Below are 17,976 nucleotides of genomic sequence, written 5' to 3'. Positions count from 1 at the left end.
TGGTTGGTTAGCTGCAAATATTTTCCGAACTTTAATGCTAATTTATATTTAATCATGAAATATCACTTTTCAATAGCTTTGCTCCTATTTTCGCTATTTATTTTTTCTCAAACTGACCAAAAAATATATGATATAATTGAAGCCGTTTCCGCAGAAAGAATTGAAAAAGATATACAGACCTTAGTAAATTTTGGCACTAGAAACACTTTTAGCGATACAATCTCAGAAACTAGAGGTATTGGTGCTGCAAGGCGTTGGATTAAGTCTGAATTTGAAAGCATTTCAAAAAATTGTAACAATTGTTTAAATGTTTTTTATCAAAAAGATTTTGTAACTAAAGAAGGTAATAAACGCGTACCTCATGATGCTTGGATTGTTAATGTTGTTGCAATTCAAAAAGGCATAAAATACCCAAATCGTTATATTATAATGAGTGGCGATATTGACTCTCGAGGTAGTGATACTATGGAATTCACCAAAGATGCTCCTGGAGCAAATGACAACGCATCTGGTATGGCAGGCACTATTGAAGCCGCTAGAGTTTTATCTCAATATAAGTTTGAAAATAGTATAATTTACGTTGGTCTTTCTGGAGAAGAACAAGGGCTATTTGGTGGTGGCGGTTTAGCAAAATATGCCAAAGAACAAAATTGGGATATTATAGGAATTCTTAATAACGACATGATTGGGAACATTAAAGGTGTCGATGGAGTCATTGATAACAGAACCTTCCGTATTTTCTCAGAACCTGTACCTGCAAACGAAACGGAACGTCAACGATCTCTGAGACGTTTTTATGGTGGTGAAGTTGATGGCATTTCTAGACAATTGGCACGTTATGTGCACAAAAGAACTAAAGTTTATATGCCAGAAATGAATCCGATGATGATATATCGTTTAGATCGTTTTGGTCGTGGTGGACACCACAGACCTTTTAATGACTTAGGTTTTGCCGGAATTAGAATTATGGAAGCTCATGAAAACTACACCCAACAGCATCAAGATATACGTGAAGAAGACGGCATAAAATATGGTGATGTTATAGAGCATGTCAATTTTGATTACGCAAAAAAACTAACAGCTGTTAATGCTATAAACCTAGCTTGTTTAGCTTGGGCACCTCCTGCTCCAAAAACCGTTGCCATTGGTGGTATTGTAGAACCTTCTGCAAAACTGAAATGGAATAAAGTAGAAGGCGCTGTTGGTTACAAAATATATTGGAGAGATACAACATCACCAACTTGGGATAACAGTCGATATGTAGAAAACACAACTGAATTTACCTTAAACGGTATAGTTATAGACAATTCACTTTTTGGTGTAGCTGCAGTTGGAGACAATGGACACGAGAGTGTGGTAAAGTTTCCTAATAAAATACTGAGATAATACAATAACCGCTAATTATATTATTTACATTTTAACCTAATAAATTAAACAACATTAACCCTAATCCTACAAATGAAAAACCTATTATCTCTACTATTTATAACCGTTTTGGTTATAAACTGTAATAGTCAAAGCCTACTTACAGAGAAAACTAAATTTACAAAACAAGATACACTAAGAGGAAGTATTACTCCAGAACGCGAGTGGTGGGATTTAACCTATTACCATTTAGATGTTGAAATAAAACCAGACCGTCGATTTATTTCAGGTAAAAACACCATTCAATATAAAGTTTTAAAGCCTAACCAAATACTACAAATTGATTTACAAAAGCCTTTAAAAATTACTAAAGTCATTCAAAATGGTAATACGTTAGAAGTTAAACAAGAAGGTAACGCACATTACATTTCACTTACCGAAAAACAGAAAAAAGGATCAATTCAATCCATAGATGTGTATTATGAAGGTCAACCAAAAGTGGCAAAACGCGCACCTTGGGATGGTGGTTTTTCTTGGAAAAAAGACAAGTATGGTAAACCTTTTATTGCCACCTCATGTCAAGGATTAGGTGCTAGTGTTTGGTGGCCAAATAAAGACCACATGTACGATGAAGTAGATAGCATGCTTATAAGTGTTACCAACCCTAAAGGCTTAACAAATGTCTCAAACGGACGATTACGAGAATTAGTTGAAAACAACAATAACACCGTAACATCACATTGGTTTGTAAAAAACCCAATTAATAATTATGGTGTTAATATTAATATCGGTGATTACGTTAATTTCTCTGAAGTTTACGAAGGAGAGAAAGGTCCATTAGACATGGATTATTGGGTACTATCTTACAACTTAGAAAAAGCTAAATCGCATTTTAAAGATGCACCAAAAATGATGAAGGCTTTTGAGCATTGGTTTGGACCTTATCCTTTTTACGACGATAGTTTTAAACTGGTTGAAGCACCATATTTAGGTATGGAACATCAAAGTTCTATAACTTATGGCAATAAATACAGACAAGGGTATTTAGGAGGTGATTTATCTGGAAGTGGTTGGGGATTAAAATTCGATTTTATTATTATCCATGAAGCTGGTCACGAATGGTTTGCCAATAATATTACCAACAAAGACATTGCAGACATGTGGATACATGAAGGCTTTACCTCATACTCAGAAAACTTGTTTTTAGATTATTACTATGGCAAAGAAGCTTCTGCAGACTATGTTATTGGAACCAGAAAAAACATACAAAATGACAGACCTCTTATAGGAAATTATAACGTAAATAATGAAGGCTCTGGAGACATGTACTACAAAGGTGCAAATATGCTACACACGTTGCGCCAATTAATTGAAGATGATGAAAAGTGGCGACAAATTTTAAGAGGTATGAATGCTGAATTCTATCATCAGACGGTTACAACTGCTCAGATTGAAAATTATTTAAGTAAAGAAACTGGTAAAGATTTATCTGCTTTTTTTAATCAATATTTAAGAACTATTAAAATCCCAACGCTAGAATACACGCTTAAAGAAAATGTATTAAAATTCCGTTGGACAAACATCGTTGAAGGCTTTGATATGCCCATTCAAATTGAATTTGATGACCAATCTCAATGGATATTTCCTACTGCAGAGTGGAAATCTATAGAAATGACTTCAAAAAAGATTAATATTGACAAAGATTTCTATGTAGCGTCTAAAAAAATATAAATGTCTAATATAATAGAACTTTATTTTAAAACGGATAACGAATGGCGAGATTGGTTACATGATAATCATAAATCTGAAAAAGGCATTTATCTTATATTTTATAAAGTGAATCACTCAATGGCTTCTATGCGTTGGGAAGAAGCTGTAAGAGTTGCGCTTTGTTATGGTTGGATAGATGCTACAGTAAAAAGCTTGGGAGATGGAAAAAGACGTCAATATTTTTGCCCAAAAAAACAAGAAGTGTTTGGAGCGCTGTTAATAAAAAGCATATCATAGACCTAGAAAAAGATAATTTAATTCACTCGTCTGGATATGAAGCTATTAAAATTGCAAAACAAAATGGCAGTTGGTCGTCTTTAGACGATGTAGAAAATGGAATTATTCCTAAAAATCTTCAAATTGCATTTAATAACAATAAGAAGGCTTACAATAATTATCTCAACTTTGCTCCTAGCTACAGAAAAAGTTATTTGTATTGGTTAAACCAAGCGAAACGAGCAGCAACACAACAAAAAAGAATCGCAGAGATTATAAAACTCTGCGATGCTAATATTAAAAGTCGTGGTAATTGGTAATTCTACAAGCCACTAATATAACTTCCATAAGGATCTTTAAACTGAAGTCCTTCAGCATAACGATACTTACTTAATTTTTTAAACTGGGTTAATCCCCAAAGAATAAATTCTTTTTCAAAATAGACATCTTTTGGATCTATTTCTGGTTGATAATCTGCAATTAAAGCATCTAAAGGTGTTACTTCATCTAATTTAGCTTTATAAGTAGTATCATCTAAATCATCTAACAACTCAAAACCATCACCATTAAAAAACCAAGAGATTAAATCGTCATAAGGTGTTTCTTCATCTTGCTTTTGTAATTTTTCAACTTTAGGAAAATACTTTGGGAACAAGGTTTTCACTGCTTCTTCCATTAATGAATTAGCTACAAAATCTGCACCTTCTTGCTCACCTTCGTAAACCAATTCTACTTTTCCGGTTATAGCCGGAATCACACCAATAAAATCAGATAATCTTACAGAAGTTGTTTTATCTCCAGAAATTAAAGCTCTACGTTCTGCTGTGCTCAATAAATTTTCAAAAGCTGTAATACTCATACGTGCACTTACACCACTTTTTACATCAACGTACTCACTTTTTCTAGCTTCAAAACTAATTTGTTCAAGTAAATCTTTGGCTAAATCTGGTACATAAACAGATTCAGATTGTCTGACATCTAACTTTGCTTCTTGTGAGGTAATGGTTCTGGCAATATCTACAGATTCTGGATAATGCGTTAAAATCTGAGACCCAATTCTATCTTTTAAAGGGGTAACAATACTTCCTCTATTGGTATAATCTTCAGGATTTGCTGTAAATACAAATTGCATATCTAGCGGCAAACGTAATTTAAATCCTCTAATCTGTATATCACCTTCTTGTAAAATATTAAACAATGCCACTTGAATTCTAGCTTGTAAATCTGGCAACTCGTTAATCACAAAAATGCAACGGTTAGCTCTTGGAATCATACCATAATGAATTACACGATCATCTGCATAACTCAATTTTAAATTCGCTGCTTTTATAGGATCTACATCTCCAATTATATCTGCTACAGTGACATCAGGCGTTGCTAATTTTTCGGCGAAACGCTCACTTCTATGTAACCACGTAATTGGTGTTTGGTCTCCTTTTTCTGCAATAAATTCTAGAGCATAACGAGAGATTGGAGCTAAAGGGTCATCGTTAATTTCTGAACCTTCTACTATAGGTATGTATTCATCTAACAACGTCACCATCATACGTGCTAACCGTGTTTTTGCTTGCCCTCTAAGTCCTAATAAATTAATATTATGTCTAGATAAAATGGCACGTTCTAACTCAGGTATTACAGTGTTTTCATAACCATGAATGCCTTCAAAAGTTGTCTTTTTGTTCTTTATATTTTCAATTAAATTATCTCTCAATTCATCTTTTATAGATTTTGATTGATAACCCGATTGTTTTAATTCGCCTAATGTTTTTATTTCTTTCATTTTATAGCTTTTGGCAATCAGCCTTTAGCTATTAGCTAGCTCGATTAAGCTAAAGGCTAACACCTAAACGCTAAAAGCATTTTTTATCCTTTAATCCTCTTTTTTCTGTTATTCTCGTAATCTTCAAAAATCATTTCACCTAAACCTTTTAAACCTGTATAAAATGCTTTCCCTCTATTGGCTTGCGTAAATTCTCTAACAAATTGCATTAAATAAGGGTCTTGAGCAATCATAAACGTCGTTATAGGAATATGCAAACGTCTCGCTTGCTGTGCCATTGCATAACATTTGTTTGTGATATATGGATCTAAACCATTACTATTTTTATAATATTGACCATCTGGCAAACGTAAACAACTTGGTTTACCATCTGTTATCATAAAAATCTGTTTATTTGTGTTTCGTTTTCTGCGCAACATATCCATAGCTAATTGCAAACCTGCAACCGTATTGGTGTGGTAAGGTCCTACTTTTAGGTATGGCAATTCCTTAATTTTAATAGGCCAAGCATCATTACCAAACACTAAAATCTCTAAGGTGTCTTTTGGGTAACGCGTGGTAATTAATTCGGCCAAAGCCATAGCCACTTTTTTGGCAGGTGTAATCCTATCTTCACCATAGAGAATCATACTGTGGCTAATGTCAATCATTAGAACAGTACTCATCTGGCTTTTATGCAGTGTTTCTTCAACCACCAAATCATCTTCTGTAAGACTAAAATCGCCTATTCCGTTATTAATTTGAGCGTTTCTAATACTTTCGGTCATTGAAACCTTATCTAAGTTGTCACCAAATTGGTAGCTTCTAAAGTCTCCTGTATGTTCGTCTCCAAGACCAACACCTTTACTCTTATGATTACCAGAACCACTGCGTTTTATTTTTCCAAAAATCTGGTCTAAGGCTTGTTGCCTAATGGCACGTTCGGTTTTTGCAGTAATCGTCATTCCGCCTTCACCTGTTCCGTTAGGATCAATTTCTTCGCGTATATATCCTTTGTTTTTTAAATCTTCTATAAAATCATCAATGGTATACTCTGGTGTGGTGAGTTTATACTCTTTGTCTAATTGACGTAGCCAATCTATGGCTTCATCAAAATCGCCAGAAGTATGTGTAATTAACTCTTTAAAAATCTCAAAGAGTTTTTCAAATGGCGATTGGTGAGGTGCTTCGTAAGTTTTAAATACAAAGCCCGATTTAAATTGTTTTTCTTTCATAGCTATGTAAAAATAATGATTTTTCGTTTTAAAAAATCGTCATCAGAATAACTTAACATCACATTAAGACTTCTCTAAATATTTTACTTAATTTTAAGGCTTACGCAACCAACTTTAAAATAAATGAAGAAATTACTCGCTCTCGTTATGCTTTTCAGTATAACATTTATGTCTGCACAAGACTTTTCAATGGATTTAGTTAAAAACATGTCACCAAGAAATATTGGTCCTGGAGGCATGTCTGGACGTGTTACTGCCATTGATGTGGTAACTGACAATCCGGATGTTATGTATGTAGGAACAGCTTCTGGTGGACTATGGAAATCTAATTCTGGTGGTATTACTTGGGAACCTGTTTTTGACAAAGAAGTTACAGCGTCTATTGGTGCAGTTGAGATTCAGCAATCTAACCCAAGTGTTATTTGGGTTGGTACAGGCGAAGGAAATCCACGTAACTCATTAAATGGAGGTTATGGTATTTATAAAACTTTAGATGGTGGAAAAACTTGGAAGTCCATGGGGCTAGAAAAAACAAGACATATACATAGAATCATTGTAGACCCAACAAACCCAGATGTTGTTTACGTTGGCGCCATTGGCTCTCCTTGGGGAGAACACCCAGAACGCGGTGTTTTTAAAACTACAGATGGCGGAAAAAGTTGGACAAAAATTTTGTTTGCTAATAATAAAACAGGTGCGGCCGATTTAATAATGGATCCAACAAACCCAAATAAATTAATCGCAACACTTTGGGAACATAAACGTGAACCTTGGTTTTTTAATTCTGGAGGCGAAGGTTCTGGCTTGCACATTACACATAATGGTGGCGAAACATGGAAAAAAATCACTGATGAGGATGGTTTACCTAAGGGTAATTTAGGACGTATTGGTGTTGCTATTGCGCCAAACAAACCAGATGTTATTTATGCTCTTGTTGAAGCCAAAAAAAATGCGTTATACAAAAGTGAAGATGGTGGTTTTAAGTGGAAAAAAATAAACGATAAAAGTGATATTGGCAATAGACCATTCTATTATTCTGAGATCTACGTAGATCCTGAAAATGAAAACAGACTTTATTCTATTTTTACCTATGTCAACGTTTCAGAAGATGGTGGTAAAAACTTTAAACAATTAATGCCTGCTTATGGTGTAGATAATGGTGTACATCCTGATCATCATGCATGGTGGATTCACCCTGAGAATGGAAATTTTATGATTGATGGTAATGATGGCGGAATGAATATTACTAAAGATGGCGGAAAAACATGGCGTTTTATTGGTAATCTTCCTGTGGCTCAGTTTTATCATATTAATGTTGACAACGAATTTCCATATAACGTTTATGGTGGTATGCAAGATAATGGTTCTTGGCGAGGACCCGCTTATGTTTGGCGAGCGCAAGGGATAAGAAATAGTTACTGGCAAGAAATAAGTTTTGGTGATGGCTTTGATGTGATACCAGATAAAGACGACTCTCGTTATGGTTGGTCTATGAGCCAACAAGGTTACGTAAGTAGATATGATTGGCAAACAGGAAACAATTATGGTGTAAGACCAACACATCCTAATGCAGATGTAAAACTTAGATTTAATTGGAACTCAGCAATAAACATAGATCCTTTTAATAATAGTACCATTTACTTTGGTAGTCAGTTTGTACATAAATCGTCAGATAAAGGCGAAACTTGGACCGTAATTTCACCAGATTTATCAACTAATAATCCTGAAAAATTAAAACAATCTGAAAGTGGTGGTCTTACTATGGATGCCACAGGAGCAGAAAATCATTGTACGGTTTTAGTGATTGAACCGTCTCCTGTTGAAAAAAATATGCTTTGGGCTGGCACAGATGATGGACGTGTACATTATACAACAAATGGAGGTGATTCTTGGACAGAAGTAACTAAAAACATAAAAGGTTTACCAACAGGAAGTTGGATTGCACAAATTAAAGCTTCGAATAAAAATAAAGGTGAAGCCCTTTTAATAGCCAATGATTATAGACGTTTTAATTACACGCCTTATGCTTATAGAACTAAAAATTACGGCAAATCTTGGGAGCGCATTGTAGATGAAAATGATGTTAAAAGTTACACTTTAGCTATTGTTGAAGATCTAGTAGAACCTAACCTTATGTTTTTAGGTACAGATGATGGTTTATATATATCATTAAATGCTGGTAAAAAATGGACTAAATGGACAGAAGGTTTCCCTACAACTTCTGTAAAAGATTTAATAATTCACCCAAGAGAGCACGATTTAGTGATTGGAACTTTTGGTAGAGCAGCTTGGGTTTTAGATGATATTAGACCTTTAAGAGCAATGGCTAAAGACAAATCAGTATTAAATGCAACTATTAAATTGTTTGAACCTCCAACCGCTTATTTAGCCGCTTACCAACAACCAACTGGTAGTAGATTTGGAGCAGATGCCATGTACCAAGGAGAAAACAGAAAAGGAGATGCAAGATTCTCTTATTTATTTAAAAAACACGAATCTGTTACTGATAAAAAGGAAGAAAATGAGGCTAATGAAAAAGAAGATGAAGAGACTGTTGAAATTGATTCTGAAAAAGACAAAAACAAAGTAAAATGGGATTCTCTTACTTTAAAATTATATGATGGCGACCGTTTAATTAGAACTTTAAAAACAAAAGCGCCTAAGGAAAACGGTATACAGAAATGGACCTGGTATATGGACGAAGCTGGTGCAGACAGACCTTCTCGTAAGATTAGAAAACGCACAAGAGAATCTAGTGGTGTCACAGTAAAACCAGGTACATATAGAGCTGTTCTGGAATATGGTGACCAAACATCAGAAAGTAAAATAACTGTAGAATCAGACCCGAGACTAGAAGTGTCTCAACAAAATATAGATGAAGTTTATGCTGCTTCAAAACAAATAGAGCAATTACAACAAACCACAGCAGATGCCACAAAACAATTAGTAGAAAGTAAAACTATAGCAGAAAACTATAAAAAAGAATTGGCTAAACTAGATAAAGAACATTACAAAGAAGAAATTAAAGCTTCAAAAACTGTTATAAAATCTATTAATGGATTATTAGACAAATATCTTGGTAAAGAAGATAAAAGACAAGGAATTACAAGAAGCCCTGAAGTTACACCATTACTACGTTTAAGAATTGCAAGTGGTTACATTAACGGCAGCCAAAATGGATTAACATCAACAGAAACCACATTAATTAAACATGCAAAAAATGCGTTAGAAAAGCTATTTGCTGAAACAAATGATTTCTACAAAAACGATTGGTCAGTTTATAAGGCTAAAATGAAAGTTGTAAAAACAAATCCTTTTAAAGACGTTAAGACTTTTAAATTAGATTAACATCAATAAATTATTTAAAAGAAACACTCTAAATTATTTAGGGTGTTTTTTTTTATTCAATACGTCTTAAACCATCTAAATCTTCAACCTTTACATGTTTTCCTGTTGTAGAAATTAAACCAGATTTTTTAAATTGAGATAAGATTCTAATTGCAGATTCTGTTGCTGTACCTACTAGATTTGCGTAATCCTCTCTAGATAAAACAACTTTTAAAAAGCCCATTTCATCCTTTTCAAAATTTTCATGCAAATAAATTAAAACATCCGCCAAACGTTGTTTAACCGATTTTTGAGCCATATCTACAATAACGTTATCAGAAACTCTGAGCTCTTTAGCCATCTCTTGTAACATATCAAAAGAAAATTTGGGATTCTTAGAAAGGTCAAACAATACTTCGTTCTTAGGAATAAAACATACTTCCATATTATTTAATGCAATGGCTGTAAGATTGGATTTTTCTTCAGACACTAATGACCGTTGCCCAATTAAATCTCCTCTAACCACCAATTTTACAATTTGGTCTTTTCCGTTAGAACTTAATTTAGATAATTTACAAACACCATCTTTAATACAATAAATACCATTTATGCTTTCGCCTTCGCTAAAAATTACTTCGCCTTTACTCACAAAACGAGATGTCTTACATCCTGAAATTCTTATTAAATCATCTTTTCCGAGTGATTTTAAAGAATTAAACTGTTTAATAATACATTGTTCACACTTACTCATAGCAAAAATCTGTTATTTCAAAAGTAACTAAAACATGACAATTATCATAGGTTAAAATTGTATATTGTAGAACCTTTGTCTCAGGTATAATTGAGCAAATTTTAATATGGAAAGCAAAACTTGTTTTCACTGTGGCGATGATTGTGGTAACCATCCCATCACTTTTCAAGAGAAGTCATTCTGCTGTAATGGCTGTAAAACTGTATATGAAATTTTTAACGAGAATGACTTAACTTGTTATTACGATTTACAGAGTTCACCTGGCGCAATCCCAAAGGAAATAGAAGGCAAATACGATTTTCTCTCCCAAGACAACATTATAGAAAAACTTACAGAATTTAGAAGCGACGCTATAGAAATCGCTACGCTTTACATTCCGCATATTCATTGTAGTTCTTGTATTTGGATACTAGAAAACCTCAATAAATTAAATACTAACATTTCTGACTCTCAAGTCAATTTTGGCAAGAAAACCGTTAGAGTTACGTATAATTCTGAAACCACAAATTTAAAATCTGTAGTCTTATTATTAAGTTCTATTGGTTATGAACCTTATATAAGTTTAGACGATTTTAAATCTGGAAAACAACACATTAATAGAACTTTAATTTACAAACTTGGTGTTGCTGCTTTTGGCTTCGGAAACATTATGTTTTTATCGTTTCCAGAATATTTTGAAGTCAATGAATATTGGTTAGAACAGTATAAACCTGTTTTTAGATGGTTAATGTTTGCGCTATCGCTTCCAATTGTGTTCTACTCTGCTCAAGATTATTTTATTTCAGCATTTAAAGGTTTAAAAGCAAAACTTCTAAATATTGATGTGCCAATAGCCTTAGGTATTTCAGTACTATTTATAAGAAGTACAATTGAAATTATTTTTGATTTAGGTTCTGGCTTCTTCGATAGTTTGGCTGGTTTAGTTTTCTTTTTATTAGTTGGTAAATTCTTTCAGAAAAAAACCTATGATTTCTTGTCCTTTGAGCGCGATTATAAGTCCTACTTTCCTATTGCAATTACTAAAATTGATAAAGAAGGAAACGAAAATTCTATTCAAGTTTATGATATAGAAAAAGGCGACCGTATCTTAATTAGAAACGAAGAGTTAATTCCGGTTGATGGTATTCTTATAAAAGGAAATGCTAAAATAGACTACAGTTTTGTTACTGGAGAATCACAAACCGTTTCTAAAAAATCTGGAGACAAACTCTTTGCTGGTGGCAAGCAAACTAATGGTGTTATAGAAATGGAAGCTCTCAAATCTGTTGAGCAAAGTTACCTCACACAATTATGGAGTAATGATGTTTTCAATAAAAACAAAGAAGATGGTTTTACTAATATTACTAATACCATAAGTAAGCATTTTACGATTGCTATTCTAACTATCTCAATCATCGCAACAGTTTTTTGGTTAATTACAGACAGTACAAAAGCCATGAATGTTTTTACAGCTGTACTAATTATTGCTTGCCCTTGTGCTATTGCACTATCTGCACCATTTACTTTTGGTAACCTTTTAAGAATCTTTGGAAAGCAAAAATTCTATGTAAAAAACGCCAGTGTTATTGAGCAACTTGCACAAATAAATACAGTAATTTTTGATAAAACAGGAACCATTACTTCAAACAAAGAAAGCAATGCTCTATACGATGGCGAAATATTATCTGATTCTGAAAACTTAGTGCTTAAAAATTCACTTAGAGGTTCTAATCATCCATTGAGTAGAACATTATATAATGTTTTACAAGAAAATAATATCGTAACCCTTGATGCTTTTGAAGAACACATTGGCAAAGGTATTGAAGCAAAACACAATGCGGTAAATATGAAAATTGGTTCGGCAAGTTTTGTTGGTAATACTAATGACTCTGCTATTTTAAATACAACGGTTCATATCAGTAGTAACAATGTTTATAAAGGAAAGTTTACATTTTATAACAGTTACAGAAAAGGGGTTTCAAAATTATTTAATCAATTGAAGCAACGGTTTGATTTAGTCATTCTTTCTGGTGATAACGAAGGAGAACGCGAAAACTTAAAAAAATTACTTCCTGCAAAAACAAAACTCATTTTTAATCAGAAGCCAGAAGATAAACTCGATTTTATAAAATACCACCAATCCGAAGGTGCCAAAGTTTTAATGATTGGAGACGGCTTAAATGATGCTGGAGCTTTAGCACAAAGTGATGTTGGTATTGCTATATCTGAAGATGTGAATGTGTTTTCGCCTGCGTGTGATGCCATCTTAGATGCCACAAAATTTGAAGCACTGTATGCTTACATCACTGCTTCTAAATCGGCTATAAAAATTATTAAATGGAGCTTTGTACTGTCATTTATATATAATGTAATAGGCTTATTTTTTGCAGTTACTGGGCAATTAGAACCCGTTGTTGCTGCAATATTAATGCCTTTAAGCTCAATTAGTATCGTAGTATTTACAACTATTGCTACAAACATTTTAGGTAGACAATTAGAATGATTACAAATAACAAAACATGACATTTGTCATGTTTTAAAATTAAGAACAAAAGTAATTTTGTTTCATAACTTCAGTAGGTATGAGTGTTATTTATATTTTATTATCCGTTAGCGTTGTTGTTGGCGTTACTTTCCTTGTCATTTTTTTATTGGCAGTAAGGTCAGGGCAATATGATGATGATTACACACCTTCTGTACGTATGTTGTTTGAAGACGAACTTGTAAAAGAAAATAATACATCAAAACAAACTAAAACCGACTAACTTCTTTAATATGGAAATGCAACAATTCTATTACGATAATAAAATCGTTAAAAAATTCATCTATGCCACTATAGTCTTTGGTGTCGTTGGCATGCTTGTAGGCCTTATTTTGGCATTTATGTTCTTATTCCCAAATTTAACTGATGGTATCTCATGGTTAAGTTTTGGTCGTTTAAGACCATTACACACTAATGCAGTAATTTTTGCATTTGTTGGTAATGCAATTTTTGCTGGTGTTTACTACTCTACTCAGCGACTTTTAAAAGCGAGAATGTTTAGTGATTTATTAAGTAATATAAATTTTTGGGGTTGGCAACTTATTATAGTAGGAGCCGCAATTACTTTACCATTAGGATATTCTACCTCTAAAGAATATGCTGAATTAGAATGGCCTTTTGATATTGCTATAGCTGTTATCTGGGTGGCATTTGGTATTAACTTAATTGGTACAATGCTAAAACGTCGTCAACGACATTTATATGTTGCCATTTGGTTTTATATAGCAACATTTGTAACGGTAGCTGTACTTCATATTTTTAATAGTTTAGAAATACCTGTTAGTTTTACTGGTATGAAGAGTTATTCTGTATATGCAGGTGTACAAGATGCTTTAGTACAATGGTGGTACGGACACAATGCGGTTGCATTTTTCCTTACTACACCATTTTTAGGGCTAATGTATTATTTTGTTCCTAAGGCTGCAAATAGACCTGTCTACTCTTATAGATTATCTATAGTACACTTCTGGTCTTTAATCTTTATATACATTTGGGCAGGACCTCACCATTTATTATATACCGCTTTACCAGAATGGGCACAACATTTAGGTGTTGCCTTCTCGGTAATGTTATTAATGCCTTCTTGGGGAGGAATGATAAACGGACTATTAACTTTACGTGGTGCATGGGATAAAGTTCGTACAGATCCTGTTTTAAAATTTATGGTTGTAGCCATTACGGGTTATGGTATGGCAACTTTTGAAGGGCCAATGTTATCTCTAAAAAACGTAAACGCCATTGCACACTTTACTGATTGGATTATCGCACACGTGCACGTTGGTGCCTTAGCTTGGAATGGTTTCCTTGCCTTTGGTATGATTTATTGGTTAATCCCAAGGTTATTTAAAACAAAACTATACTCAATTGGTCTAGCTAATGTACATTTCTGGATAGGTACACTAGGTATTATGTTATATGCTCTGCCATTATATGTTGCAGGTTTTGCACAAGCCAGTATGTGGAAACAATTTAACCCAGATGGTAGCTTAGTTTATGGTAACTTCTTAGAAACGGTTACTGAAATTATGCCAATGTATTGGATGCGTGCCATTGGAGGTACATTATATCTTTCTGGTCTCTTAATTCTTGTTTACAACGTAATAATGACTATTGCTAAATCTGAACATAAAGTGACTGATGAATTAGCAGAGGCTCCTGCATTAAAACGTGTTTCTAAACGAAGAGTCTCTGGAGAAGGTTGGCATACATGGTTAGAGCGTAAGCCAATACAATTAACCATATATGCTACCATTGCAATATTAATTGGTGGTATAGTGCAAATAGTACCAACTATAGTTGTAAAATCTAATATTCCAACAATTAGTAGTGTAAAACCATATACACCTTTAGAATTAGAAGGACGAGATCTATACATAAGAGAAGGTTGTGTGGGTTGTCACTCACAAATGATACGTCCATTTAGATCCGAAGTAGAGCGTTATGGTGAGTATTCAAAGGCTGGAGAATATGTATACGATCACCCATTCCTTTGGGGAAGTAAACGTACAGGACCAGACTTACATAGAGTTGGTGGTAAATATTCAGACAATTGGCATTTTAACCACATGTATGATCCTCAAAGTACTTCATCAGGCTCTATAATGCCAGCATATCAATGGTTAATTAGAAATGAATTAGATAAATCTGATACTGAAAAGAAAATGGAAACTATGGTTTCATTGGGTGTTCCTTATACTAAAGAAGATATTGCTAACGCACAAGCTTCCATGTTAGAACAAGGTACAAATATTGAAAAAAACTTATACAGTGACCCAGATTTTGTAGCCTCTTACGAAGCTGACAAAGCAGCAGCAGGAGAAAATTTTGTAGAAATGCGAAATAGAGAAATCGTAGCTTTAATTGCCTACTTACAACGTTTAGGTACAGATATTAAAGTAAAGGACATAATTGAAGAAACTGCTCAAAACTAAAAAGCCATGCTAAAATTTGTAAAAAACCACATGGAAAGTATCACAGGTATAGAAATATATCCAATGATATCACTTCTAATCTTTTTTGTCTTTTTTGTTGTGTTATTCTATTGGGTAATAACAGCTAAAAAAGATTATATAAAAACAGTTAGCAACATTCCATTAGACAACCAAAACGATACCGAAATATGAGACATTTAATCCCATCATACATTAGAGTACCTGTAATCTTTTTTGCTATTGCTGGTCTTATTGAATACTTTGTTGACTCAGGAGACAAACCTGCCTTTATAGAGCAGCCAATTATATTATTGTTCTTATTACTAGTCTTATTAGTATTAATAGCTATTGAAGGTATTGTGAGCTCCATGGATAATATTCTTTTTCAAAGTTTAGATAAAGAAGCTAAAGAGCGTTACTTAGCCAATAGAAAAAAATCGTATCAATTTACAAAGCTAAAGTCAATTTACGCAAAGTTAGCAAGTAACCACAAACCTATTGAAGAAGAAGGTGAAATTATATTAGACCATAACTACGATGGAATAAAAGAATTAGATAATAATCTACCACCTTGGTGGATATATAGCTTTTATATCTCTATTGTTTTTGCCGTAATCTATATGGTGCGGTACCATGTATTAAATGCAGATGACCAATTTGCAGAATACGAAATTGAATATGCAGAAGCCAATGCTGCAATTGAAGAATACAAAAAAACAGCAAAAAATTTAGTTGATGTAAATACGGTTGAACTTTTAACTGAAGCTGCAGATTTAAAAGCTGGTCAAAAAATATTTGAAACCAATTGTATAGCATGCCATAAATCTGATGGTGGCGGTGGAATTGGACCAAATTTAACTGATCAACACTGGATTTTAGGAGGTGGCATTAAAAATGTTTTTAACACCATATCTGAAGGTGGTAGAGATGGAAAAGGAATGGTGTCTTGGAAATCTGAATTAAAACCTTTAGAAATGGCACAAGTAGCAAGTTATGTCTTACAATTTCAAGGCACAACACCAGCTGAACCAAAAGCTCCTGAAGGCGAAATTTGGGTAGATGAAAATGCAGAAAGCTCAGAAATAAAAGACACTGAAAATAAAGACGAGGAAACTGTAGTATCTAATAACTAACTAATAGTTATTTAATATAAAATGGAAACACCAGAAAACGAAATTTTTAGAGATTCTATCGCTACCATTGATAACGAAGGTAAACGAAAATGGATTTTTCCTAAAAAACCATCTGGTCCATTATATGAAAAACGTAAAATTGTTAGTTATTTTCTTTTAACATTCTTATTTGTATCTCCATTTATAAAAATAAATGGTAACCAATTTTTAATGTTTAATATATTAGAACGACGGTTTAATATATTTGGATTTCCGTTTTGGCCGCAAGATTTTTATCTTTTTGTTTTATCCATGCTAATTGGTGTTGTATTTATCACACTTTTTACAGTAGGATTTGGACGTGTTTTTTGTGGTTGGATTTGTCCGCAAACCATATTCTTAGAAATGGTTTTTAGACGAATAGAATATTGGATAGATGGCGATCGTAACAAACAAATGCGATTAGACCGACAAAAATGGGATGCAGAAAAAATTAGAAAACGAGCACTTAAATGGTTTATCTTCTTAATAATTTCATTTTTAATTGCAAACATATTTTTAGCCTATTTAATAGGAAGTGATAAACTTTTAAGATATATAACAGAAGGCCCAATGGCGCATTTAGGAACCTTAATTCCTTTGCTCATTTTCACAGCGGTCTTCTATTTTGTTTTTGCATGGTTTAGAGAACAAGTTTGCATTATTGCTTGCCCTTATGGTCGTTTACAAGGTGTTCTACTAGATAATAAATCTATAGTTGTTGCTTACGACCACAAACGTGGTGAAGCAGAAAACGGACGAAAAAAATTTAGAAAAAAGGAAGACCGAGAAGCTCTAGGATATGGTGATTGTATTGATTGTAATCAATGTGTTAACGTTTGTCCTACAGGAATAGACATTAGAAACGGTACACAATTAGAGTGTGTAAATTGTACGGCATGTATAGATGAGTGCGATCATATTATGGAAAGTATTAATCTTCCAAAAGGACTCATTCGATTTGCAAGTGAAAACGAAATTGAGAAAAAAGAGCCTTTTAAATTAACCGCTCGTATGAAAGGTTACATTGCCGTGCTAACGATTTTAATTGGTGTTTTAGCAGGCATGTTATTACTAAGAAGCGATGTTGAAGCAAGGATATTACGTTTACCAGGACAACTATTTGAGCATAAAGAAAATGGTATAATAAGTAACGTATATACTTTTAAACTTGTTAATAAAACGACTAAAGATATTAATGATTTAACCTTCAAATTAAGAGGTTGGGAAGGCACAATAAATGTGGTTTCTACTTCAGATACATTTTCTGTAGATGCCCAAGGTATAGGAGAAGGTACTCTGTTTATAGAATTAAAACAAATTGACCTTTCTGGTGACAAAAATGAAGTTATCATTGACCTTTATAGTAAAGACGAATTAATTGAAACTACCTCTGTAACATTTCTAGGGCCGAGAAGTTTTAATTAATAAAGACAATATTTTATATTA

General features: G+C 33.3%; 14 protein-coding genes. 11 read left to right on the top strand and 3 right to left on the bottom strand.

The genetic code is table 11. The features are described from left to right. Positions 1-54 precede the first annotated feature (54 nt). The 4 genes from GN138_RS07085 (at position 55) to GN138_RS16295 (ending at position 3,671) form a co-directional block, all read left to right on the top strand. Positions 55-1,386 carry a M28 family peptidase gene (locus GN138_RS07085; RefSeq protein WP_157363095.1) on the top strand — a complete coding sequence of 444 codons (1,332 nt, stop codon included), beginning with the start codon at positions 55-57 and terminating at the stop codon, positions 1,384-1,386. A gap of 72 nt (positions 1,387-1,458) precedes the next feature. Continuing rightward, positions 1,459-3,096: a M1 family metallopeptidase gene (locus GN138_RS07080; protein ID WP_157363094.1), complete on the top strand. Its 1,638-nt coding sequence runs from the start codon at positions 1,459-1,461 to the stop codon at positions 3,094-3,096. Continuing rightward, positions 3,097-3,372, top strand: a complete 276-nt coding sequence (locus GN138_RS16300) for a YdeI/OmpD-associated family protein (RefSeq protein ID WP_317162712.1) — start codon at positions 3,097-3,099, stop codon at positions 3,370-3,372. It abuts the gene before it with no gap. Continuing rightward, complete coding sequence (locus GN138_RS16295) at positions 3,318-3,671, top strand: YdeI/OmpD-associated family protein (RefSeq protein WP_317162711.1); 354 nt, start codon at positions 3,318-3,320, stop codon at positions 3,669-3,671. The genes GN138_RS16300 and GN138_RS16295 overlap by 55 nt, the downstream gene beginning before the upstream one ends. 2 nt (positions 3,672-3,673) lie before the next feature. Here the strand turns inward: GN138_RS16295 and GN138_RS07070 are convergent, their stop codons facing one another. Together GN138_RS07070 and GN138_RS07065 are read right to left on the bottom strand one after the other, a co-directional pair. Beyond that, the gene (locus tag GN138_RS07070; RefSeq protein WP_157363093.1) at positions 3,674-5,131 is read right to left on the bottom strand and encodes a MoxR family ATPase; all 1,458 of its coding nucleotides are present in this window, start codon (positions 5,129-5,131) and stop codon (positions 3,674-3,676) included. Between the two features lie 83 nt (positions 5,132-5,214). Then, a complete protein-coding gene (locus GN138_RS07065; RefSeq protein ID WP_157363092.1) occupies positions 5,215-6,345 on the bottom strand; it encodes a vWA domain-containing protein in 1,131 nt (376 codons plus the stop codon). Positions 6,346-6,468: 123 nt separating this feature from the next. Here GN138_RS07065 and GN138_RS07060 point away from each other — a divergent pair, with 123 nt between their 5' ends. Next, positions 6,469-9,693: a WD40/YVTN/BNR-like repeat-containing protein gene (locus tag GN138_RS07060; protein ID WP_157363091.1), complete on the top strand. Its 3,225-nt coding sequence runs from the start codon at positions 6,469-6,471 to the stop codon at positions 9,691-9,693. A 52-nt stretch (positions 9,694-9,745) separates the two neighbouring features. On the opposite strand, the gene GN138_RS07055 is transcribed toward GN138_RS07060, so the two are convergent. Beyond that, positions 9,746-10,423 (bottom strand): Crp/Fnr family transcriptional regulator, encoded by a 678-nt coding sequence (locus GN138_RS07055; RefSeq protein ID WP_157363090.1) that lies wholly within the window; start codon positions 10,421-10,423, stop codon positions 9,746-9,748. A gap of 106 nt (positions 10,424-10,529) precedes the next feature. Here GN138_RS07055 and GN138_RS07050 point away from each other — a divergent pair, with 106 nt between their 5' ends. The 6 genes from GN138_RS07050 (at position 10,530) to ccoG (ending at position 17,955) form a co-directional block, all read left to right on the top strand. After that, the gene (locus GN138_RS07050; RefSeq protein ID WP_157363089.1) at positions 10,530-12,905 is read left to right on the top strand and encodes a heavy metal translocating P-type ATPase; all 2,376 of its coding nucleotides are present in this window, start codon (positions 10,530-10,532) and stop codon (positions 12,903-12,905) included. Between the two features lie 79 nt (positions 12,906-12,984). After that, positions 12,985-13,167: a cbb3-type cytochrome oxidase assembly protein CcoS gene (gene ccoS, locus GN138_RS07045; RefSeq protein WP_157363088.1), complete on the top strand. Its 183-nt coding sequence runs from the start codon at positions 12,985-12,987 to the stop codon at positions 13,165-13,167. 10 nt (positions 13,168-13,177) lie between these two features. Next, positions 13,178-15,376, top strand: coding sequence for a cytochrome-c oxidase, cbb3-type subunit I (gene ccoN / locus GN138_RS07040; RefSeq protein WP_157363087.1), 2,199 nt, complete (start codon positions 13,178-13,180; stop codon positions 15,374-15,376). Positions 15,377-15,382: 6 nt separating this feature from the next. Then, positions 15,383-15,568 carry a CcoQ/FixQ family Cbb3-type cytochrome c oxidase assembly chaperone gene (locus tag GN138_RS07035; protein WP_157363086.1) on the top strand — a complete coding sequence of 62 codons (186 nt, stop codon included), beginning with the start codon at positions 15,383-15,385 and terminating at the stop codon, positions 15,566-15,568. Beyond that, positions 15,565-16,509, top strand: coding sequence for a cbb3-type cytochrome c oxidase N-terminal domain-containing protein (locus tag GN138_RS07030; protein WP_157363085.1), 945 nt, complete (start codon positions 15,565-15,567; stop codon positions 16,507-16,509). Before GN138_RS07035 ends, GN138_RS07030 begins: the two co-directional genes overlap by 4 nt. A 21-nt stretch (positions 16,510-16,530) precedes the next feature. After that, the gene (ccoG, locus tag GN138_RS07025; protein ID WP_157363084.1) at positions 16,531-17,955 is read left to right on the top strand and encodes a cytochrome c oxidase accessory protein CcoG; all 1,425 of its coding nucleotides are present in this window, start codon (positions 16,531-16,533) and stop codon (positions 17,953-17,955) included. The last annotated feature ends 21 nt before the right edge of the window (positions 17,956-17,976 follow it).

The organism is Winogradskyella endarachnes, assembly GCF_009741275.1.
Taxonomy (GTDB): domain Bacteria; phylum Bacteroidota; class Bacteroidia; order Flavobacteriales; family Flavobacteriaceae; genus Winogradskyella; species Winogradskyella endarachnes.
This window is presented reverse-complemented; position numbering and strand designations above follow the sequence as displayed.